Below are 21676 nucleotides of genomic sequence, written 5' to 3'. Positions count from 1 at the left end.
TGGCAAGGTCGTGCTCTACCAACTGAGCTATTCCCGCAAAACTGACGCCGAAAGTGGCGTCCCCTAGGGGACTCGAACCCCTGTTACCGCCGTGAAAGGGCGGTGTCCTAGGCCACTAGACGAAGGGGACGTATCCGGGCTTCTCTATGCCGAGGTATTACCTCTGGCTACCTGCTGCGCATTATTCGCTGCAAGCGGCGCGAATTTTATGTAGCGACCGACACCCCGTCAACCCCAAGTTGATATTTTTCCAGGTTTTTTTAGCCCCCCCCTTCAGCAATTGCGCTCGACCGTTCGGCGCCATCCCGCGCCGGCCGTGGCGCCCGACGACTAAGCTGATTTACTGACGTCAGAAAAAAACTTGTTCCACGTACCCGTCTCGGCCATGATGCTAAAGTGATAGCCATCAATTCGGGCTGACTCTCCAGCCGCCCGGACCTGATGCAAGGCCCCGATAAATAAAAAGAGAGACATCCTGTGTCCCCACTACTAATAGGCGGTTTGCTGGCTGGCGGTTTGATCATTCTGGTGTGCATTGGCTTTATTAGCCACAGCCTGGAACGCAACCGACTGGAGAAGGCGCGACAAACCGCCGAATTGACTGCACGCATCAAGGTCTCTCGACAGGCCACTGGCGCCCTGCCCGGCCAGTTTTTGCCCGCTGAACTGGGCACGCTCATGCTGCAGATAGAGATCAGCCTGCTGGAGCGTTTGCAACGCATGGCCAAGAGTCAAGACGTACAGCAGCGCCTGGACCAGGCCCGCGCTGCGCTGGCTGAAGGCCAGGTGCCGAGCAATCCACCGGTGGTGCTGGACAGTGAGGCGCGCGGTAAGGAAGCGCGCCTGCAGCTGGAGAACCTATTCAAGCAGCTGCAGCAGGCCGAGCACGACGGCTTGATAGACAACGCCACGCTGAAGCAATGGGGCACCCATGTACGACGCTCGCTGATTACCGCCAACCTCGAAACCTTCAACGCCACCGCCAAGCAGGCCATGAGCCAGGGCAAGCCCCGCGTAGCCAAGCTGCAGTATGAGCGCGCCATCGCCTTTATCACCAAACTCAACAATCCGAGCCTGGCTAAACACCTGGAGCAATACAAGCAATTGCTTAAGCGTGCGGAAGCCGCCGTAATCGCGCAGAATAAAGCTGATGAAGGACAGCCCAGCGAGCTGAATGCAGGGCTGGCCGAGATGGAATCGGCCGATGAACTCTGGCAGAAGAAGGCCGTTTACGACGATTGAGCACCGACCCGCTGGCGCTGCTCACCACACCGCAGCTTCGGAACACCGCATGACAGTTACCCTGTATGGCGCAAGCCTCTCGCCCTATGTGCGCAAGGTGCGCATCCTGCTTGCCGAGTTCGGCATCACCTACGAGCACAAATTCATTCCACCGCGCGGGCAGCCCGACTGGTACTACGACATCAGCCCACTGGGACGCATTCCCGCCCTGACCGACGGCGACCTCAAGCTGGCAGACTCAGCGGTCATCGCCCAATACCTGCAAGACACCCGGGGCAGCGCCTCACTCTACGGCAGCACGCCGGCCGAAGCGGCGCGCGTGCGCTGGCTGGAGAAGTACGCAGATTATGAGCTGGCACCGCACAGCACCTTTGGCGTGTTCTTTCCGCGCATTGTTGCGCGCAGCGTTGGTGAGAGTGCAGACGAGACACAAGTGCAGCACACGCTGCAGAACCGCCTGCCGCCGCTATTTGATTATCTGGAGAAAGAACTTGGCGAGCAGCCCTGGTTTCTCGGCAAGCAGTTCAGCCTGGCCGATATCGCCGTGGGCTGTCAGCTGATCAACCTGGCGCACGCCGGCGAACTGATTGACGAGTACCGCTGGCCCGGTCTGTCGTCGCTGCTGAGCCGGCTGACCGCGCGCAGCAGCGTATCGTCACTGCTGCCCGAAGAGCATGCGCTGGTAGCCAAGTTGACCGGCCGCCTCTGAGGACCGCCACGCTTGCGCTGCCTGGGCGGCGCAAGTCCGAGTCAGGGCTCCAGCAACTGCCGGCCAACCCAGGAGCGGGCAAACTGATAGGCGCAGCGCCCATTGCGGTTGCCGCGCCCGGTAGCCCAGCGCACCGCTTCAAGTTGCAGCGCCTCGCTCCATTGCCATTGCAGCCCGTGCTCGCGGGCAAGCTGGCCCAGCCAATGCTGCACGACGGCCAGGTAGTGATCCTGGCTGAAGGGATAGAAAGACACCCACAGGCCAAAACGGTCGGACAGCGCTATTTTCTCTTCAATTGCCTCGCCCGGATGGATCTCGCCATCAACCTGCTTGGCCGCCAGGTTATCGCTATTGTGCTCCGGCAACAGGTGGCGGCGGTTGGAGGTGGCATACAGCAGCAGGTTTTCCGGCGCAGCCTCAACGGTGCCATCAAGCACTGTTTTCAACGCCTTGTAGCCACTGTCATCGGCCTCAAAGGCCAGATCATCGCAGAACAGTACAAAGCGCCAGGGCTGCCCTGCCAACTGTGGCAGCAGCGCCGACAGATGCACCAAATCGGCCTTGTCGACCTCGATAAGGCGCATGCCCTGCTCCGCGTACTCGCTCAGCAGTGCGCGCACCAGCGAGGATTTACCAGTGCCCCTTGAGCCCCACAGCAAAGCGTTATTGGCTGGCAAGCCGCGCACAAATTGCCCGGTGTTGGAGCCCAGCAGCGCCTTTTGGCGCTCGACCCCGACCAGATCATCCAAGCGCAGCGTCAAGCTGACCTTGAGCGGGCGCAGATGACCCTGCTGTCCTTCGACCGTCCAGCGCGCAGCGTAGGTGTTCGCCCAGTCAACCTGCTGAACAGGTTCCGGCAAGGTAGCCTCAAAGCGCTCGATAAAGGTCACGACGCGCTGCATGAACTGCTCGGTACTGACACCCGCCATGGGTTTCTCCTCTGGGCAACAAACGTGCAAGAATGCCACGCGTCGCAGGCAGCCACCACCATGAACACCGACACAGACTGTTGCCCGGACTGCTAAGCTCAATCTGGTGTCACCTCTGTTAGCCTTGCCGCCAGTCTGCTGCTGGCTGCGCAGACAGGAGCAGGCGCCACGGTGCTATCATCATCAAGGCCAAAAATGGACATACGCCTTACCAATCGACTGTCATTCAAGCAAGCGCGCCTGAGCGTACTGGTGGCTTTTGCTCTGGGCATCCTGCTCGGGCTGGCACAGGTCGTTGTCGACTATCGCTCTGAAGACGCTCTGATCGATCAGGAGGTACAGGCGCAGATCAATGTCAGCCTGAGCCCGGCAGCGCGTATTGCCTACAACATCGATGCGGAACTGGCGATGGAGCTGGTCAGCGGCCTGCTGGAAGCTCCGCAGGTTGTGCGCGCGGAAATCATCGACAACAACGGCATCGCGCTGGCCAGTGTCAGCCGGCCAATGGCAACCAGCCGCTATCGTACAGTCAGCGATGCGCTGTTCGGTCGACGCCGTGACTACTCCCAGCCGCTGTATGTCGAGCACGCCCCCAACGAGCTGCTGGGGCACCTGGTGATTGAGGTAGATACCTTCTACCAGGGTGCCAGCTTCCTGCGCCGCGCCGGGCTGACCATGCTCTCGGGCTTTGTTCTCAGTCTGGTGCTGTCGCTGGTACTCATGGTGCTGTTCTACGCTATGCTGACCAAGCCCCTGGTGCGACTGATCAACGACCTGCTGGACATGCGTACTGAGGGCGAGCGCAGCAGACTGCCCTGCCCCGACGGCCACGAGCGCGATGAAATCGGCGCCCTTGTCGAAGTAATCAACCGGCAGCTGCAAAGCATCGACGTTAACCTGCGACAGAAGCTGCGCGCAGAGGAGCGCCTGCGCAAGTATCTGGAGGAGCTGGAAAGCATCGTCGAAACCCGCACCACCGAGGTCCAGCTCACTAACGCCCAACTGCGCGAATCCAACCGCGAGCTGGAGGCCTCGCGCGAGGCGGCGCTGGACATGGCTCGCGCCCGCTCAGCCTTCCTGGCCAATATGAGTCACGAGATTCGCACGCCCATCAACGGGCTGCTCGGCATGATCGGCCTGACGCTGGACAGCCAACTGAACGACGAGCAGCGTCAGCAGCTCTCCATCGCCTACGATTCGGGCAAGGTACTGGTGGCGCTGCTGAATGACATTCTCGACCTGTCCAAATTCGAGGCAGGCAAGCTACAGCTCGAACAGATCCCCTTTGACCTCGGCGCACTGCTGGAAGAAACCGCCAGCCTGCTGTCACAGAACGCAGGCAAACAGGACATTGAGCTGATCTGCGAGATCGACCCACAACTACCCGGCTTGCTGCTGGGCGACCCGACCAGGGTCAGGCAGATCGTCAGTAACCTGCTGTCCAACGCCCTCAAGTTTACCGAGCAGGGTCACGTGGCGCTGCGCCTGAAGCTCAACAAGAGCGAGGGCGATCTGCGCCGGGTGTGCATTCAGGTCAGCGACACCGGCATTGGCATTCCCGAACAGGCACTGGGGGACATTTTTTCGCCGTTCACCCAGGCTGATGCACAAATCTCGCGGCGCTTTGGTGGCACCGGCCTGGGGCTGGCCCTGTGCAAGAGTCTGACCGACGCCATGCATGGCGAGCTGCACGTCAACTCCGAGCCCGGCTGCGGCAGCACTTTCAGCGTGTTCCTGCCCCTGCACAGCCATGACGACAGCCCTCGCTATCAACCGCCAACCCCGCGCAAGGTCCTGCTGTGGAATCGCTACGGCCAGATGCAGGGCCCGGTCCTGGAGCGCCTGCTGCGCAGCTGGAACATGCGCTGCACGCCGTTGGACTATGACCCGGCTGCGCCCTTACCCAGCGCGCCACCCGGCCATGACTTCTGGCTGCTGGACAGCCCGCAACTGGCGCAGCAGTTGGAGCAGGTGCAACCTGCAACGCCGCGCCTGCTGCTATGCAGCTACGGGCAGCAGCTGGACAACCAGCGCGCCAATACCCTGCATATCCGCCAGCAAGTCGCCACCCCGCCACCGCGCAACCGGCTGGCACGGGCAATCGATGCCCTGTTCGAGCAAGCGCAGAGCAGCGACAGCAACCAGGGCGCGCAACCTTTGGGCAGCGGCCAGCGGCTGCTGCTAGTAGAAGATAACGCCGTCAATCAGATGGTCGCCCGCGGCATGCTCAGCCGCCTGGGATTTGAAGTGGACCTGGCCGAGCACGGCGAGGCGGCCCTGAGCAAACTCGCCGATCAGGACTACGCGCTGGTGTTGATGGACTGCAACATGCCGATCATGGACGGCTACGAGACCAGCCGGCGCATGCGCGCCGACCCGCGCTGGGAGAAGCTGCCGATCATCGCACTTACCGCCAATGCCCTGCAGGAAGACCGTCAGCGCTGTAAGGATGCCGGCATGGATGACTATCTGGCCAAGCCCTTCAAGCGCGAAGACCTGCAGGCAATTCTGCTGCGCTGGCTACCTGGCGGTGGCCAGTAAAACACGACGCCCTGAGTACAGGCCGCCCTATTCCTGCATGGCACCAAGCAATTTATTCAGGCCGTCGCGCAGCTCACGCATCTGCGCGGCGCTCATGCCGGTCTGACACATCAACTGGTGCGGCACGCTGGCAGCGGCCTGACGCAGGTCACTGCCCGCCTCGGTCAGGCTGACCTGCAACTGACGCTCGTCACCGCCGCGCACCCGCTCGCGGCGAATCAACCCCTGGGTTTCCAGACGTTTGAGCAACGGCGTCAGCGTGCCAGAATCGAGCTGCAAACGCTCACCCAGCGCCTTCACGCCCGGGTGCTCCGGCGGCTCACGCTGCCACTCCCACAGCACCAGCATTACCAGATACTGGGGATAGGTCAGCCCCAGCGGCTCCAGCAGCGGGCGATAGGTACGCATCAGGGCGCGCGAGCCGGCATACAGGGCAAAACACAGCTGATTGTCCAGGGCAAGCAGCTGATCGACTTCGCTGGGTGTGGCTGAACTCACGGCAACAACGCCTCGATATCGGCACGCAGCTCTTCGGGCTTGGTGGTGGGTGCGTAGCGCTTAAGAACGCGGCCTTGGCCGTCAACCAGAAACTTGGTGAAGTTCCACTTGATGCCCTTGCTGCCCAACACACCCGGCGCCTGCTGCTTGAGTTCAACAAACAGCGGGTGCGCGTTGGCGCCGTTGACATCGATCTTTTTGAACAGCGGGAAGCTGACACCGTAGTTCAGCTCGCAAAACTCGCTGATCTCGCCGCTGTTGCCCGGCTCCTGGGCGCCAAACTGATTGCACGGAAACCCCGCCACCCGCAGGCCGCGCTCGCCGTACTCCTGCCACAGCGCCTCCAAACCCTTGTACTGCGGCGTGAAGCCACATTTGCTGGCGGTATTGACCACCAGATAGGCCTTGCCCTGCAGCGCGCCGAGCGAGGAGTCACGGTTATCGATGGTAGTACAGGGGATATCCAGCAAGGTGCTCATAACGCCTCCTTTCAGGCGAACGGGGATTGACGCAAGGCTACCAGCAGCAATATTTATGTCAACTAAATTGCGCGCAATCCACATCTATGACCACTTGGCTCGCCGCCCTGAAGCCGGCGCAGCCCGGTGAGCATGACGCCAGCGGTTGCCAGGGTCTGTTGCCGTTTCGTTCATCCACCTGCCGGAGGGTGCGCCTGTAAGGCCACAGGCGAACAAAACGGCAACAGACCCTAGAGACCTTCGCGCGGCTCCAGACGCAGGCACACCGAGTTGATGCAGTAGCGCAGCCCGGTAGGCGGCGGGCCGTCAGGAAATACGTGACCAAGGTGCGCATCACAGCGCGTGCAGGTCACCTCGATCCGATGCATGCCGTGACTGAAATCCTCGTGCTCTTCCACTACCTCAGGGGAAATCGGCTGGTAGTAGCTGGGCCAGCCGCAGCCGGCATCAAACTGCGTATCGGTATCAAACAATGGCGCATCACAGCACACGCAGTGATACACGCCGGGGGTGCTGTTGCGGTAGTAGGCACCGGTAAAGGGCCGCTCGGTCCCCTTCATGCGGCAAACCTGAAACTGGGTGTCGTCGAGTTGCTCACGCCACTCGGCTTCGCTCTTGTTGATCTTGTTCATGATTTAACTCCTGATAAGCCCAATAGGACGTTCACAGCCGCCCGCGCTCAACGTATGATGGGCGTTTATTACGCGCTCTGGGAAGCCTTCGCCTGCTTCCCGACACCCTACTCAGCTCGGATCGACAAGGTAAGCACCATGCAGGTTAGCAAGTCCAACAAACTGGCCAATGTCTGTTACGACATCCGCGGACCCGTTCTGCGGCACGCCAAGCGCCTTGAGGAAGAAGGCCATCGCATTCTCAAGTTGAACATCGGCAACCCTGCACCCTTTGGATTCGAGGCGCCGGAGGAAATTCTCCAGGACGTTATTCTCAACCTGCCAACCGCCCAGGGCTACAGCGATTCGCGCGGCCTGTTCTCTGCGCGCAAGGCGGTAATGCATTACACCCAGACCAAAAACATCCCTGGTGTAGGCATTGATGATATCTATCTGGGCAATGGTGTGTCAGAGCTGATTGTCATGTCCATGCAGGGCCTGCTCAACAACGGTGATGAAGTGCTGATCCCGGCACCCGACTACCCGCTGTGGACCGCTTCGGTCAGCCTCTCTGGCGGCAAGCCCGTGCACTACCTGTGCGACGAGCAGTCGGACTGGTACCCGGATATCGAAGACATCCGCAGCAAGATCACCCCCAACACCCGGGCTATGGTGGTCATCAACCCGAACAACCCCACCGGCGCCGTCTACCCGCGTGCGGTGCTGGAGCAACTGGCCCAGGTCGCCCGTGAGCACAACCTGATCCTGTTTGCCGATGAGATTTACGACAAGATCCTGTACGACGGTGCCGTGCACGAATCACTGGCCGCTGTTGCCCCGGACGTACTCTGCCTGACCTTCAATGGCCTGTCCAAGTCCTACCGCGTGGCCGGTTTCCGCTCTGGCTGGATGGTCATCAGCGGGCCCAAGCACCACGCCACCAGCTATCTTGAAGGCTTGGAAATCCTCGCCTCCATGCGCCTGTGCGCCAACGTGCCCTCGCAGCACGCGATCCAGACCGCGCTGGGCGGCTATCAGAGCATCAATGACCTGATCCTGCCGGGCGGCCGCCTGCTGGAACAACGCGATACCGCCTGGGAAATGCTCAACGACATCCCCGGCGTCAGCTGCACCAAGCCCAAGGGCGCGCTGTACCTGTTCCCACGGCTGGACCCCAAGGTCTATCCGATCCACAACGATGAGAAGATGGTTCTCGACCTGCTGCTGCAGGAAAAGATCCTGATCGTACAGGGCACCGCCTTCAATTGGCCCTGGCCGGACCACTTCCGCATTGTATCGCTGCCGCGCAAGGATGATCTGGAAATGGCTATCGGTCGTATCGCCAACTTCCTCAAAACCTACCGCCAGTAGTGGCAGACGGCCGTGGCTGATCTGCATATCGAAGACTTCCACCAGGATGTTGCCCGCATCCTGGTGGCGCTGTACAACCGCTTCCCGCAGCCGGCCAGCCTCTTCGTTATCGACCTGATCGGCGAGCACGAACCCGACCCCTTCGGCGTACCTGCCCCACGTCATAGCGCCTGTTTCAGCGCCATGCTGTGGCTGGCCGATGAAGGTTTTCTGCGCCACACCGACACCATTCTCCAGGACGCCATAGATCAGGCCTGCCTGACCGAACGCGCCTTCACCCTGCTCTCGGCCCCCGACGCCGAGCGCCTGCAGCCCCACCTGCCAGCCAGTGTCGCCCGCCAGCAGGCCAGCCTGGCCCAACGCTTGCGCGATGCGCTACGCAGCGGCGCCAGCAACGAGATCTTTGACGCCGTCCAGCAGTGTTTCCGCCGCTGAAGCAAGGAACTGCCGCAAGACACGTTTTGTCATAGAGTCGCCGTTGAAACCCGCCGGCTTTCGCCCAATATAAGCTCCAAGAAGCGGCCGCCCATACCGGGCCAGAGCCGCTTGCAACACCCTGATTACCTCGATAGGAATACCCTGAACATGATGCGAATTCTGTTGTTTCTGGCCACCAACATAGCGGTCATTCTGGTTGCCAGCGTCACCCTCAGTCTGCTGGGCGTGGGCAGCGTCCATGACGGCCAGGGCGGCATGAACCTGCAGTCGCTGCTGATTTTCTGTGCCGTGTTCGGTTTTGCCGGCTCCTTTGTCTCGCTGTTTCTGTCCAAGTGGATGGCCAAGCGCAGCACCGGCGCCCGCGTGATCGAACAACCCCAAACCCAACAAGAGCGCTGGCTGGTCAGTACCGTTGAAGAGCTGGCCCGCACCGCTGGCATCGGCATGCCGGAGGTGGCTATCTTCCCCTCGCGCGCGCCCAACGCCTTTGCGACCGGCTGGAACAAGAACGCCTCGCTGGTTGCCGTGTCCGAAGGCATGCTGCAGCGCTTTAGCCCGGCCGAGGTGAAGGCCGTCATGGCCCATGAGATTGGTCACGTGGCTAACGGCGACATGGTCACCCTGTCGCTGATTCAAGGCGTGGTAAACACCTTTGTGATGTTCTTCGCCCGCATTATCGGTAACTTTGTCGACCGTGCGGTGTTCAAAAACGAAGGCGAAGGCCCTGGCATCGGTTACTTCATCGCCACCATCTTTGCCGAGCTGGTGCTGGGCATCCTCGCCAGCATCATCGTTATGTGGTTCTCGCGTCAGCGTGAATTCCGCGCCGACGCCGCCGGCGCCCAGCTGGCCGGTGCAGGCGCCATGATTGCCGCACTGGAGCACTTGAAGGCCGAGCAAGGCATTCCGGTCGAGATGCCCGGTGAGATGACCGCATTCGGCATCAACGGCGGCCTGAAGAATGGCCTGGCCGGCCTGCTGATGAGCCACCCGCCGCTAGACGAGCGTATCGCCGCCCTGCGCGCTGGCAACTACCGCTAAGCGGCTGCAAGCCAAGCGTAAAAACAAAACGGGATCAGGTAACAACCTGATCCCGTTTTTTATGACCAGGAACAGTGACCAACGCGGCCAGCTGCCCCGCCAATACGATGGCACCGGAGATCGCTAGAGGCTGGTACGTCCATGCTTGTTAGCCATCCAATCCGGCGCCGGACCGCCCTGCCAGCCACTTGTGCGGACACGGCTCAGGACATCACTCACACCATAGCTGCTGTCACCGGCAAAAAGGTACTGCGCAATGTCCGCACGCAGGCTGTCCAACAGAGCCTGATCCAGACGTAACAAGGCAACACAGTTGGATGACGCTTCGCGCCGGTACAGTGCCACCGCGTAGGCCGCAAAGCGGCCATCCAGGCGCAGGTCATGGATAGTCGCCAGCACTTGCTTGACGGTAAATTGGTCCTGGGGCCCGTAGCGAGATATCAGAGCCAGACCAAGCTCAAGCAAATAACCCCGAAACGCACGACGCAACCTCCTGCGCCGCCAAAACTCAAACATTACGGCCACCTTCGCGGTGCTGGGCGTGCAACATGTAGCAATAGGTTCCGCCCAGCGCCAGCACCACCGCACCGAGGGAGAAGACTTCAAGCGCCTCGATCTTTTCAAAATCCAGCACGATGATCTTGCGCGCCACCGCCATCAAAGCGGTGGCGACAACCAGCTTGACCGGCAGCTCGTAGCTGCTCAGATAAATACGGATATTGACGAAAATCTCGATGGCCACCAGCACCGCCAGAAAGGCCGCAAAGGTTTCAAAGATGTCGCTGATGTTCAGCAAGTAATGAGGCCCGGTGGTCAGGCGCTGATACAACACATACACCACGTCGGCGATGCCAAAGAAGATCACCACCACCATTAAAATGGCCAGCAATTTGACCGCAAAGCGAATGGCAAGATGGCTGCCCCGGATAATCGGATCCGGATCGTCCAGCGGTAACTCGTCGTGCGGCTCTTTATTCACTCAGGTCCTCCTCTTGGTCGATATGAGCTACGCCCATGATCGACCAGCAGGAAGACACACGCAAGGCAGCCCCCTAGCACCGGGCCTGCGCCGACTCAGATACAGGTACTGCCACCATCTACAGGCAGGGCGATGCCGGTCGTGAAGGACGCCCCCTCGGAGCACAAATAGAGCACGGCGGCGGCAATTTCTTCGGCGCGGCCTACGCGGCCCACCGGGTGCATTGCGGCAGCGGCATCAGCCTTGCGCGGCTCGATAGCAACAGCGCGGCGGAACATCTCGGTATCGATGACGGCGGGGCATACCGCGTTCACCCTGACACCCTGCCTGGCGTATTCCACGGCGGCTGACCGAGTCAGGCCCAACACAGCGTGTTTGCTGGCGGCGTAGATGCTCATTTTGGGTGCAGCGCCCAGTGCGGCCACCGAGGCGGTATTGACGATGGCACCGCCACCGTTCTTGAGCATCAGCGGCAGCTCGTAGCGCATGCACTGCCACACGCCCTTGACGTTGACGTCCATGATGCGGTCAAACACGGCTTCATCGCCATCGGCCAGCTTGCCCAGCTCAATCTCGATACCGGCGTTGTTAAAGGCGCAGTCCAGGCGACCAAATTCCGCATCAATGCGTTCAATCAGGCCTTTCACCTCAGCCGAATCCGCCACATTACAGGCAATGAATACCGCATCGCCGCCCGCCGCACGAATAGCTTCAGCTACCGCCTCGCCAGCAGACACATCAATGTCAGAGAGAACAACTTGGGCTCCTGCAGCGGCAAACGCCTCTGCCGTTGCCTTGCCGATGCCCGCGGCCGCGCCGGTTACCAGTGCTACCTTGCCGGAAAATTCATTACTCATGCGTCTGTACTCCTGTCATTGACCGCGTTGGCGGGCTTGTCTTTTTCAGGATACTAGCGCGGCGATAGTCACGACTCGACCAAATTAAGCGTTGTTGTTCACGCGTCATGTCATTCGCTGATGCAGTGCTCTCGCAGCCACTCGGTTACCGCCTGCTGCTCGCCGCTGAACACCACTCGCGGGTCCTTGCTCTCACGCTGGTAGACGTACATAGGGTCGTAGTAATGGATCAGCAAACTTTCAATCCAGCGCCGGTGCGCCTGCACATCACCGGTGCGCTGCTGAATCTCCAGCGCCTCACGCATCAGCCCGTCGAGCTGCTGATAGCGCTCGCCTCCCAACCGCTTGTGGATACGTTGCAAACTGCCCAGCAGGTACTCGGCAAAGGCGCTGAAACCGGCTTGTGCATCACTCGGATGCAGCGCGGCATACTCACCCTGCATGTTGATGACGTAATCACCCAGAATGCGCGTAACACGGTTTTCGAAGCTGTCCTCCAGCCACACCAGCGGCGCCTCTTGCATGACTCGGTAGAGCGTCAGCGGTACCGAACAGCTGCCGACGATGCGGCCCTCGTCTTCCAGCACCAGGCGACTATGCCCGGCCGCCCGCACCTTGAGCGCGGCAATGGCCAGGTGATTCTCAAAATCGATCTGCCCCGGCTGGGGTGTAGCGTGACGGCCAAAGCTGGAGCCACGGTGGTGCGCATGCCCTTCCAGATCCAGGCTGTTGTCCAGCGCGCTGATCACCTCGGTCTTACCGGTGCCGGTCATGCCGGCCACCAGTATCGGGTTGCACTCCAGCGCAGCCGCATCCAGGGTATCGATAAGAAAACGCCGCATGGCCTTGTAGCCACCGATCACCCGTGGATACTGCACACCGGCATCGCTTAGCCATTGCTGCACCAGCTGCGAGCGCAGGCCGCCACGAAAACAGTACAGATAACCCTCGGGCGCTGCCTGGACATGCGCCAGCCAGGCGTCGATGCGCGCAGCCTTGAGCTTGCCGCGCACCAGTTGATGACCCAGCTCGATCGCCGCCGCCTGCCCTTGCTGCTTGTACTGGGTACCGACCTTCTGGCGTTCGCTGTCATTCATCAGCGGCAGGTTGACTGCCTGGGGAAAGGCGCCCTTACCAAACTCAATCGGCGCTCGCACATCCATCAGCGGCACGTTCTGCAAGAACAGCTGACGAAAGTCCTCGGTATTGTCACGCATCAGAGCACCTCGACCCAGGGCCCGCCGGCGCGCTCGACCAGTTCACCGATGCAGCTCAGCGCCAGCCCCTGCTCGCCGGCCAGCGAAAGAAACTCATCCACCGCCTGCGGCGCTACCGCCACCAGCAGACCGCCGCTGGTCTGCGGATCACACAGCAGGTGCTTTTGCGCCTCGCTCAACGCACCGATTTTGTGGCCGTAGCTGTCGAAGTTGCGTAGCGTGCCTCCGGGCACGCAGCCCTGTTCAAGGTAGTAGTCGACTGCTGGCAGTCGCGGCACCTGCGCGCTGTTCAGGCGCGCCTGCAGGCCAGCACCTTCGGCCATTTCAGTCAGGTGCCCGAGCAGGCCAAAACCAGTGACATCGGTCATGGCCTGAACTCCGTCGAGGGTGGCAAAGCGCTGACCTGGACGGTTGAGCTGACACATCAGATCCCGTGCGACACCGGCGTCTTCAGCGCGCAGCTTCTTCTGCTTTTCTGCGGTGGTAAGGATGCCAATGCCCAGCGGCTTGGTCAGAAACAGCTGGGCGCCTGCCTGGGCCTGATCGTTGCGCTTGAGTTGGCGTTTCAACACATGGCCGGTCACCGCCAGGCCAAAGATCGGCTCGGGCGCATCGATCGAGTGCCCACCGGCCAGGGGCATGCCCGCCTCGGTGCACACTTGGCGCGCGCCAGCCAACACCTCGCCGGCCACGGCGGCAGGCAACAGGTTGACCGGCCAGCCGAGGATTGCGATGGCCATCAGCGGCGTGCCACCCATGGCGTAGATGTCGCTGATGGCGTTGGTCGCAGCGATGCGGCCAAAGTCGAAGGGGTCATCGACAATTGGCATGAAAAAGTCAGTGGTGCTGACAATGCCCTGCTCGTCGTCCAGACCGAATACCGCCGCATCATCGCGGCTGGCATTGCCCACCCAGAGCTGCTCAAAGGCCGGGCCAGGCTGGCCGACCGAGAGCATCTCATCGAGCACGCGCGGCGCAATCTTGCAGCCACAACCAGCGCCGTGGCTATATTCGGTCAAACGTATGGTCTGGGTCATGCTCGGCTCCGCGACGGTTACATAGAAAGCCGGATTCTAGCAGACACCAGACGCAGTTCAGTGCTGGCGACGTTCGAACTGATCCAGCGTATCGCTGGCTACCATGCGGCCCAGCTCGATCAACTCAGGGGCGCGATAGAACTCGAAGAACCGGCACAGGCGCTTGGGCACATTGAACACCACGTCTGGCGGATAGCCAGCAATCTTGTACTGAGTAAGCGAGGCCTGCATCGCCTCAAATGACAGGTTGACCAGCTCCAGCATGCTGGCAGGGCCCACCGGTGGCTCCACTTCGACCGGGGCATCCTGGTCCTCCTCACGCGAGTGCGGCTCATCGCCCTCCTCCGGCGTCAGCGGCAGCGCCTGCTGACCGGCCTGCTCTTCCTCCTCCTCGGCCCGCCGTCCGAGCCAGGACGGCTTTAGCGCGGCCATCCACTGCTCCCACTGCTGACGAATGGGCGCAGGCCGCTCGATCACGGGCATCTGATAGTGGTTGCTTTCAATCGAGTTGAGGTTCACCGCCATGATCAGATCACAATGCGCCGACACCACCGGCACAATCGGCAGCGGATTAAGCAGGCCGCCGTCAACCAGCACGCGATTGCCTTGGCGTACCGGGGAAAACAGACTGGGGATAGCCGCCGAGGCACGCATAGCCTGATGCAAACAGCCCGACTGAAACCACACCTCCTGCTGGTTGGTCAGGTCGGTGGCGACAGCAGTGAAAGGGATCGCCAGGTCTTCGATATCGATATCGCCGAGTATCTCGCGGATTCGTCCGAACACCCGCTCACCGCGAATCGCGCCCAAGGTGCCAAAGCCGATATCCAGCAGCCGGATGACATCCAGGTAATCCAGACCGGACACCCACTCGCGGTAATCAGCCAGCCGACCGGCAGCGTGAATGCCGCCCACCACCGCGCCCATGGAGCAGCCGGCAATACAGGCGATCTCATAGCCTCGACGCTCAATTTCTTCGATCACGCCTATGTGCGCATATCCCCTTGCGCCTCCGCTGCCCAGTACCAGAGCGACTCTTCGTGCCATCGTGTTCTTACTCCTTCACAAACTCGCGTGTCCCGATTGACGTATACCACCGCGCTGCGCATGATGCCCGGACGTTTTTCCGCTGCACAAGGCCCATTGTGAACGCCCGTCTGAATCGCCCTCTGAAAATCATCCTCTTTGTTGCCCTGCTCATGGCACTGTGCGCCCTGCTTATAACGTGGTTTATCCACACCGCAGAGGCCAAGCGCAGCGGCAAACTCAAGCTGGAGGGGCTGACGGCACCGGTGTCTGTCTACTACGACGCCTGGGGCGTACCGCACATCGATGCCCAGAGCGAGCACGACGCGTACCTCGCGCTGGGTTACGTGCATGCCCAGGACAGGCTATTTCAGATGGACCTGCTGCGGCGCATCGGCGGCGGACGCCTGTCCGAGCTGTTCGGCGCCGAGTCGTTCGCAACCGACCGATTCTTCCGGACCCTGGGCATCAGCCGCTACGCCCGCCAGTACGCAGAGCGTCTGGAGCAACAGGCAGACAGCCCCCAGGTACAGCTGCTCCACGCCTATCAGGACGGTATCAACCAGTACATCGACCAGGGCGGCCGACCACTGGAATATCGCCTGCTGATGACCAAGCCGGATTACTTCAGTACCCAGGACATCGCCAATACCATGGGTTATATGGCGTACTCCTTTGCCGAGGCATTCAAGACCGATGCTCTGGTCGACACCATTCGCGGCACCCTGAGCGAACGCCACTACCGTGATCTGGTACCCAGCTGGCCAGACCAGTTGCCGCCGGTGCGCTCTTCCGGACAGCCCTACATCGAACTGCTGACGCCAATGCTCGAGCAGATCAGCCAGGTTGAACAGACCCTGCCGGTAGGCCAGTTCCTCGGCTCCAACGCCTGGGTAGTCAACGCCGGGCGCAGCGCAAGTGGCGCGCCGCTGCTGGCCAACGACCCGCACATCGGCTTTGCCGCGCCGGCGGTATGGTACGAAGCGCACATCCGCACACCCGACAGCGAAGTCTATGGCCACTTTCTCGCCGGTATCCCGTTTCCGCTGCTGGGCCAGACGCGTCATCACGCCTGGGGCCTGACCATGCTGATGAACGATGACGTGGACTTCTACCGCGAACGCGTCAACCCGGACGACCCGGAGCAGGTCTGGGCGGTCGACCGCTGGCAGAAGCTGCAAGTGCATGAAGAGGTCATCAAGATTCGCGGCCAGGAAGATCGACTGATCCGCACGCGCAGCAGCCGCCATGGCCCTATCGTCAACGATCTGCCCGGCAGCCTTGAGCGCGAACCAGTCAGCCTGTTCTGGAGTTTCCTCGACCCGGAGAACGACTCGGCCAGCGCCTTTTACGGCTTTACCCGCGCCACCAGCCTAGACGAGTTTCAGGCCGCCGCTGCACTGCACAGCGCGCCCGGCCTGAATCTGGTGTACGCCGACGTGGATGACAACATCGCCATGTGGGCGATTGGCAAACTCAAGCGCTGGCCACAAAGCAGCAACGGCTTTTCGCTGCTCAACGGGGGGTCGGGCCGGGATGACTTTCTGGGCTATCAACCCTTTGAGACCAACCCGCGCATCATCAACCCGCGCGAGGGCGTTATCTTCTCCACCAACAACCCGTATGCCGAGCGCAATCCGCGCCGCAAGCTGCCAGGCTATTACGCACCTACCGATCGCGCACAGCGCCTTGAAGACCTGCTGAACCGCGAAGCGCCCTTCGACCTGTCGGACTTCAAGGCCTTCCAGCTCGACGATCAGCGCCCACTTGCCCTGAGCATGCTCGCCGACGCCATGCCGCTCATGGACCCGCAACAGCTGCCAGAGGAGCTGCGCGACACCGGTACCCAGGCGCTCGCACTGCTCAGCAGCTGGGATGGGCACTACCGGCGCGACAGCCAGGCCGCCAGCATTTTCCAGCGCTGGCAGGATGCGCTGTCCGAAGCCCTGTTTGCCGATGAGCTGGGCCCGCGTTACAGCTACTTCCGTAATACCTTCATGGCAGAAAAGACATTGGCCAGCCTGTACTGGAAGCCGACCTCGCCCTGGTGGGACAACCGCGAACACCCAAGCCTGGACGGCCGCCAGGCAGCCATCACGCATGCCTGGAAGAATGCGTTGCAAGGGCTGGTAAAAGACTTGGGTGATGACCCGCAGCAGTGGCAGTGGTCGCGCCTGACCAGCCTGCAGCACAAGCACGCACTCAGCGAGCGACTGCCCTTCGGCGAGTATCTGAGCAGCCAGCCGGTCGCGGTAGACGGCGGCAACGAAACCCTTAACAACATGGTTTTCGACCGCGGTACCGCGCAATATCAGATCAAGGCCGGCCCATCGACCCGTCGCCTGATCGACCTGGCAGACCTGAACGCCAGCCTGGGCATCAACCCGCTAGGCCAGGCCGGCAACCCGCTGGATGCCCACGCCTGGGACCAGGCCGAGATGTTCAACGAGGGCCGCTATCGGGCGCAGCTGTTCGACTGGCTGTCGATTCGCGCCCTCCCCGATCAGCTGGAGCTGCAGCCCTAAGGGCCGGGCTCATTATTCGGCCCAGATTATCGGCCGTGTATGCAGAGCGACTGCACTGCGCCCCCTGCAGCGTTGCCTGGCCGACAAATGGGCTGCGGGAGGCGCGGTAACAGCCCCTAGCGAATACGCTGCAGCACCGCACCCTCAGCGGGCACAGGCTCACCCAGCTGCATGCGCGACGCCGCCACACCAGCGGCTTTCATGTCGTTGGCCAGTTGCGGTGCATCGCCCCCGTCCAGCTGCAGCCGCAGCAACGAGTCCAGCCGCATCATGCGCACCAGAAGCCGGGTCCAGTCTTCACGCAGCCGTGGGTCCTGCAGCGAAGGCAGTGCCAGGTTGTTCTCACTGCGCAGCACCTTGAGCAAGGTTGACGGCGTCGGGTACAGCGCCTGCTGAACCGGCTGATCGGGCGTCAGCTGGGTCATGTTGAGGTAACTCCGCCGATTTCCGCGGGTAATGCTGTAGAGGGTGATAAAGCGCTGCGGCTCGGCATCCAGGCGCAGCGCCAGGTAGCGCTGATCTTCGTCTGGGCCGTACAGGCGCGAGTTATGCAGCACCTGGTTGGCCCACAAACTGCTGCTGCCGCATTCGCGGCCATCGCAGGCATACAGCAGCGTATGGGGCTGTTCCAGCAACTGCCCAAGCAGATGACTGAACGCCACTTCGGGTTCGTAGCCGTCGAGAATTTCCCAGCTGACCGATGCCAGATCGCCACTGGCACGCACCTCGCGTTCGGCCCGCAGCTGGTTGTTGATGCGCCGGATGCTGCCAATGACCACCGGCTGATCCCCCTGGGTCTGCAAGCGCTGGTCGACCAGGCGCGAATGGGTGAAAGGCTCGACAACCAGTGTCGAGACGGCGTCTTCGGCCTGCAGCACTCCGGCAAACAACAGCCCGGCAAGCAGCAGCGGCGCACTTCGTGTTATGGACCCCATGCATCTCCTCAGCGCCCACCTGCGGGCGTCATTATGCGGGCGCTGACGCGCCACATCGACTCCGAGGATACCGCGACTGGGCGTATGGGTCAGCTCAGGCTTGTGTAGAAGTCTTTCAGAATGGCAGCCACCTCCGGCGCCTGGGCTTCCAGATGCAGATGGTGTCCACCGTCGATACGGTGCACCTGCAAATGCTCAAAGGCATCGATGCGGTCCAGCACCTCGGGATGCTTGTGCATCACGCCCTGATTGGCCAGTACCAGGCAGGCCGGTGCGCTGATGTTTTCGATAAAGGAAACGGCGTGACGCTGGGTCAGGCGTAGTGGCGAAGGCAGCATCAGTTGCGGGTCGGTCCGCCAAGTCCAGCCACCATCGTGCGGCATCAGTCCGCGCTCTACCAGACAGCCCGCCGCTTCGCGGCTGATGGGCGTAGTACCGCCCAGCACCCGTGCCGAGATTGCCTTGTCGGCGCTGTCATAAATGGGTTTACGCTTGCTGCCCAACTGCAGGCTGGATTTGAAAAAACGCGCCATCTGCCGAGGCGCATCGTCAGCTTCCGAGGTAAAGGGCATCAGCCCGTCGATCATGGCCGCACCGATAATCCGCTCCGGCAGGCTGCCCGCCAGAATGCCGCTGATAATCGCGCCCATGGAATGCCCAAGCAGGGCAAAGCGCTCCCAGCCCAGATCCTCTGCCACCTGAAGCACGCTGGCCGCTTGCTGCCACAGGCTGTAACCGGTAGCGGGCATGTGCCCTGACAGGCCATGCCCCGGCAGGTCCAGCGCGACCAGGTGAACGCCCTCCAGCGCCGGTGCCACTCGATCAAAGGTGGCGGCATTGTCGAGCCAGCCGTGCAGCGCAATCACCGGCAAACCGCCGGGCTCGCCCCAAGCCTTGCCGGCTACTTCAATGTGCGGCAGGGAAAAGCGTACTTCATGGCTGGTAAGGGGCATGCGGCCTCCGGTTGCTGAGGGGAACGGATGCCGCAGAAATCTACTGGCTTGCTGCCGCGCGAACAAGCCTTGGGGTATCCGTGAATACAGCTCCATACACGGCCGGCCAGCGCAGCCCTGGCTCAATCGGCCTTCAATGGCACAATCGCCATGGTCAGGCGGGCGATGCAGGTGGTCTTGCCCTGTTCATCCCGCAGGCGGATGTCCCAGACGTGCGTTGTACGCCCCAGATGCACCGCCGTAGCCCGCGCAGTAACCCGGCCGGTACGCACCGCACGCAGGTGATTGGCGTTCACATCCAGGCCCACGCAGTAATGGGTGCTGGTATCAATGCAGGCGTAGGACGCCATACTGCCGACGCTTTCAGCCAGCACCACCGACGCGCCACCATGCAGGATGCCGTAGGGCTGATGAGTGCGCTGGTCAACCGGCATGCTTGCGCTGATCCAGTCGTCTCCCGCCTCCTCGATACGAATATCCAATAGCGTGTTGATATGCGGACCGGGCGCATTCATGGCCTCGATATCCAGGGGGCGATGCCAAATGGCGCTCATGGGTCACTCTCCTCCAAAACAATACTCTTGCCGCTGACCAGCCAATACTGGAAATGGCGATGATAAGTTGCTTCCACCACGTTGCGGCGCAGCTTCAGCGTTGGCGTGCGGAACCCGCCCGCGATATCCCAGGCGCTTTGCACAATAACCAGGCAGCCCAGACGTTCGGTGGCAGGCAAGGTTTCATTAACGGACTCGAACAGTACCTGCAGGCGTCCAAGGGTGACTTTGTCGGCCGTGAGCCCCGGGGCCAACCGCACGAGCGCCAGCGGCTGGGGCAGATCCTGACCAACCACACAGGCTTCTTCTACCAGTGCATCGTCCATTAGGCGCTGTTCGATGGGTGCAGGGGTGACGTAGCGGCCTTGAGAGGTCTTGAAGATATCACGCAGGCGACCTGTCAGCCGCAAAAAGCCCTCCTGGTCGATCTCCGCCACATCGCCTGTGTGCAGAAAACCATCCTCGTCCAATACCTCGGCAGTACGTGCCGGGTCCTTGTGATAGCCCAGCATCAGGGTCTTGCTGCGCACCAGCAACTCTCCCTGATCCCCCAGCCGGCACTCGACGCCGGGGTTGGGCAGCCCAATAAAGCCGGGGCGCGCTTTGCTAGGACGCCCGACATGCGAGTAACCGCAGTTCTCTGTCATGCCATAGGCTTCTACCACCTGCAGGCCGAACTCCGCGAATCGATGCTGCAGCGCCGGACTCAAACGCGCAGCCCCGCTGACGGCATAGCGCACCTGATCCAAGCCTAAATAGGTCAGCACGCGCCTGCCCTGGCGCGGCCCCAGCACCGGCAGGCGCAGCAAAGCGCCCTGCCAGCGCGCCGGCCAACGCCGATCACAGGCATCCATGCAGTCCTGCCAAACCCTGGGCGAGGCAATAAACAGGGTTGGTCTGGCTCGACGACAATCCTCCAGAAAACTGGCGGCACGTTCGACAAAGAACACCTGCTGACCGCCAAGCAATGAGGTCATCTCGATGAACTGCCGCTCGCCAATATGACTAAAAGACTGGCATGACAACATGCGATCCGACGCCGAAATGGTAAACAGACGCAGGAAGTTGCTGGCCGCCAGATACATGCTGGCAAAGCTCAAGACCACACCCTTGGGTACACCGGTGGTGCCAGAGGTGTAAATGATGGTAGCGGACTGATCGGCAGCAGGCTTGTGCGGCTCCAGCGGTGAATGCTGCTGCAGCTCGGACCAGGGCAGCACACCGGCCTCCTCCGGCCCCTGCGGCAGGGCAAGGCGCACCAGCTCATCGGGCAAACCCGCACTCTGTGCCGGCCACCCTTCCAGACGCCCAAGAAACACCGCCCTGAGGTCAGCGTGACGTGCTACTTGAGAAATAAAATCGACAGTGAGACCAGGATGCAGGGGAACGGAGACATGACCGGCCATCCAGATAGCCAGGTCAGCCACGATCCAGTGGGCGCAGTTGGGCGCCAGCAGGCCAATGCAACTGCCGGCTGGCAGCTGCAGACTAGCCAGGTAGCCAGCAGCGCGGCGCGCCTGCTCGCCAACCTCGGCCCAGGTCAGACGTTGAATACTGCCGTCAGGCAGCGGTTGAACCAGATAGGTAGTGCTCGGGCGCAGGGCCTCCTGACGTAAGAAGGCCTCAAGCGCCGTCGCAGGCTGCGTTGCCAATGCACCCATGCCCTGCTCCGCCGAATCATTATTATTGTTGCGACGGCCGCCTCTGAGGACAGCCTGCCGGTAGGAATTGCCC

At 61.5% G+C, this 21676-nt stretch carries 21 protein-coding genes and 1 tRNA gene; 7 read left to right on the top strand and 15 right to left on the bottom strand.

Annotated elements, in window-relative coordinates:
* Positions 1–54: 54 nt before the first annotated feature.
* Positions 55–130 (bottom strand) — tRNA-Glu (locus tag BM116_RS12920).
* A 347-nt stretch (positions 131–477) separates the two neighbouring features.
* Here BM116_RS12920 and BM116_RS12915 point away from each other — a divergent pair.
* Both BM116_RS12915 and BM116_RS12910 read left to right on the top strand, forming a co-directional pair.
* Positions 478–1242 carry a hypothetical protein gene (locus BM116_RS12915; RefSeq protein ID WP_139056976.1) on the top strand — a complete coding sequence of 255 codons (765 nt, stop codon included), beginning with the start codon at positions 478–480 and terminating at the stop codon, positions 1240–1242.
* Positions 1243–1291: 49 nt separating this feature from the next.
* Entirely contained in the window at positions 1292–1951 is a 660-nt protein-coding gene (locus tag BM116_RS12910; protein WP_083727371.1) for a glutathione S-transferase family protein, read from the top strand.
* Between the two features lie 41 nt (positions 1952–1992).
* Here BM116_RS12910 and BM116_RS12905 read toward each other — a convergent pair whose 3' ends face one another.
* Positions 1993–2880, bottom strand: coding sequence for an ATP-binding protein (locus tag BM116_RS12905; protein ID WP_083727373.1), 888 nt, complete (start codon positions 2878–2880; stop codon positions 1993–1995).
* A gap of 195 nt (positions 2881–3075) precedes the next feature.
* Between BM116_RS12905 and BM116_RS12900 the strand changes: the two genes are divergently transcribed.
* Complete coding sequence (locus BM116_RS12900) at positions 3076–5421, top strand: hybrid sensor histidine kinase/response regulator (protein WP_083727375.1); 2346 nt, start codon at positions 3076–3078, stop codon at positions 5419–5421.
* Positions 5422–5448: 27 nt separating this feature from the next.
* On the opposite strand, the gene BM116_RS12895 is transcribed toward BM116_RS12900, so the two are convergent.
* The 3 genes from BM116_RS12895 to msrB form a co-directional block, all read right to left on the bottom strand.
* Positions 5449–5919 (bottom strand): MarR family winged helix-turn-helix transcriptional regulator, encoded by a 471-nt coding sequence (locus tag BM116_RS12895; RefSeq protein WP_235846755.1) that lies wholly within the window; start codon positions 5917–5919, stop codon positions 5449–5451.
* On the bottom strand, positions 5916–6398 hold the full coding sequence (locus tag BM116_RS12890; protein WP_083727377.1) for a glutathione peroxidase: 483 nt from the start codon (positions 6396–6398) through the stop codon (positions 5916–5918). The genes BM116_RS12895 and BM116_RS12890 overlap by 4 nt, the downstream gene beginning before the upstream one ends.
* Positions 6399–6628: 230 nt before the next feature.
* Positions 6629–7030, bottom strand: a complete 402-nt coding sequence (msrB, locus tag BM116_RS12885; protein ID WP_083727379.1) for a peptide-methionine (R)-S-oxide reductase MsrB — start codon at positions 7028–7030, stop codon at positions 6629–6631.
* Positions 7031–7168: 138 nt separating this feature from the next.
* Between msrB and BM116_RS12880 the strand changes: the two genes are divergently transcribed.
* The 3 genes from BM116_RS12880 to htpX all read left to right on the top strand — a co-directional run bounded on the left by BM116_RS12880 (position 7169) and on the right by htpX (position 9859).
* Entirely contained in the window at positions 7169–8380 is a 1212-nt protein-coding gene (locus BM116_RS12880; protein WP_083727479.1) for a pyridoxal phosphate-dependent aminotransferase, read from the top strand.
* 12 nt (positions 8381–8392) lie between these two features.
* Positions 8393–8815, top strand: coding sequence for a hypothetical protein (locus BM116_RS12875; protein WP_083727381.1), 423 nt, complete (start codon positions 8393–8395; stop codon positions 8813–8815).
* 150 nt (positions 8816–8965) lie between these two features.
* On the top strand, positions 8966–9859 hold the full coding sequence (gene htpX, locus BM116_RS12870) for a protease HtpX (protein ID WP_083727383.1): 894 nt from the start codon (positions 8966–8968) through the stop codon (positions 9857–9859).
* Positions 9860–9982: 123 nt separating this feature from the next.
* Here htpX and BM116_RS12865 read toward each other — a convergent pair whose 3' ends face one another.
* From BM116_RS12865 to BM116_RS12840, 6 genes are all read right to left on the bottom strand, one after another.
* Positions 9983–10375, bottom strand: coding sequence for a DUF6559 family protein (locus BM116_RS12865; protein ID WP_139056977.1), 393 nt, complete (start codon positions 10373–10375; stop codon positions 9983–9985).
* A complete protein-coding gene (locus BM116_RS12860; protein WP_211276279.1) occupies positions 10368–10838 on the bottom strand; it encodes a phosphate-starvation-inducible PsiE family protein in 471 nt (156 codons plus the stop codon). The genes BM116_RS12865 and BM116_RS12860 overlap by 8 nt, the downstream gene beginning before the upstream one ends.
* Before the next feature lie 95 nt (positions 10839–10933).
* Positions 10934–11695 carry an SDR family oxidoreductase gene (locus BM116_RS12855; protein WP_083727387.1) on the bottom strand — a complete coding sequence of 254 codons (762 nt, stop codon included), beginning with the start codon at positions 11693–11695 and terminating at the stop codon, positions 10934–10936.
* A 110-nt stretch (positions 11696–11805) separates the two neighbouring features.
* Positions 11806–12912 carry a tRNA 2-selenouridine(34) synthase MnmH gene (mnmH, locus tag BM116_RS12850; protein ID WP_083727389.1) on the bottom strand — a complete coding sequence of 369 codons (1107 nt, stop codon included), beginning with the start codon at positions 12910–12912 and terminating at the stop codon, positions 11806–11808.
* Positions 12912–13949 (bottom strand): selenide, water dikinase SelD, encoded by a 1038-nt coding sequence (gene selD / locus BM116_RS12845; RefSeq protein WP_083727391.1) that lies wholly within the window; start codon positions 13947–13949, stop codon positions 12912–12914. The genes mnmH and selD overlap by 1 nt, the downstream gene beginning before the upstream one ends.
* A gap of 57 nt (positions 13950–14006) precedes the next feature.
* Positions 14007–14996 (bottom strand): patatin-like phospholipase family protein, encoded by a 990-nt coding sequence (locus BM116_RS12840; RefSeq protein ID WP_083727393.1) that lies wholly within the window; start codon positions 14994–14996, stop codon positions 14007–14009.
* A gap of 98 nt (positions 14997–15094) precedes the next feature.
* Here BM116_RS12840 and BM116_RS12835 point away from each other — a divergent pair, with 98 nt between their 5' ends.
* Entirely contained in the window at positions 15095–17500 is a 2406-nt protein-coding gene (locus BM116_RS12835; RefSeq protein WP_083727395.1) for a penicillin acylase family protein, read from the top strand.
* A gap of 116 nt (positions 17501–17616) precedes the next feature.
* On the opposite strand, the gene BM116_RS12830 is transcribed toward BM116_RS12835, so the two are convergent.
* The 4 genes from BM116_RS12830 to BM116_RS12815 form a co-directional block, all read right to left on the bottom strand.
* A complete protein-coding gene (locus BM116_RS12830) occupies positions 17617–18435 on the bottom strand; it encodes a DUF4892 domain-containing protein (protein WP_083727397.1) in 819 nt (272 codons plus the stop codon).
* Positions 18436–18524: 89 nt separating this feature from the next.
* Complete coding sequence (locus BM116_RS12825) at positions 18525–19388, bottom strand: alpha/beta hydrolase (RefSeq protein ID WP_083727399.1); 864 nt, start codon at positions 19386–19388, stop codon at positions 18525–18527.
* 122 nt (positions 19389–19510) lie between these two features.
* Entirely contained in the window at positions 19511–19942 is a 432-nt protein-coding gene (locus BM116_RS12820) for a hotdog fold thioesterase (RefSeq protein WP_083727401.1), read from the bottom strand.
* Complete coding sequence (locus tag BM116_RS12815) at positions 19939–21603, bottom strand: AMP-binding protein (protein ID WP_083727403.1); 1665 nt, start codon at positions 21601–21603, stop codon at positions 19939–19941. Before BM116_RS12815 ends, BM116_RS12820 begins: the two co-directional genes overlap by 4 nt.
* Positions 21604–21676 lie beyond the last annotated feature (73 nt).

The organism is Halopseudomonas pachastrellae (genome assembly GCF_900114765.1).
In the GTDB taxonomy this organism is placed as follows: domain Bacteria; phylum Pseudomonadota; class Gammaproteobacteria; order Pseudomonadales; family Pseudomonadaceae; genus Halopseudomonas; species Halopseudomonas pachastrellae.
The sequence above is the reverse complement of the archived record's forward strand: the minus strand, read 5'-3'. Positions and strand labels throughout refer to the sequence as shown.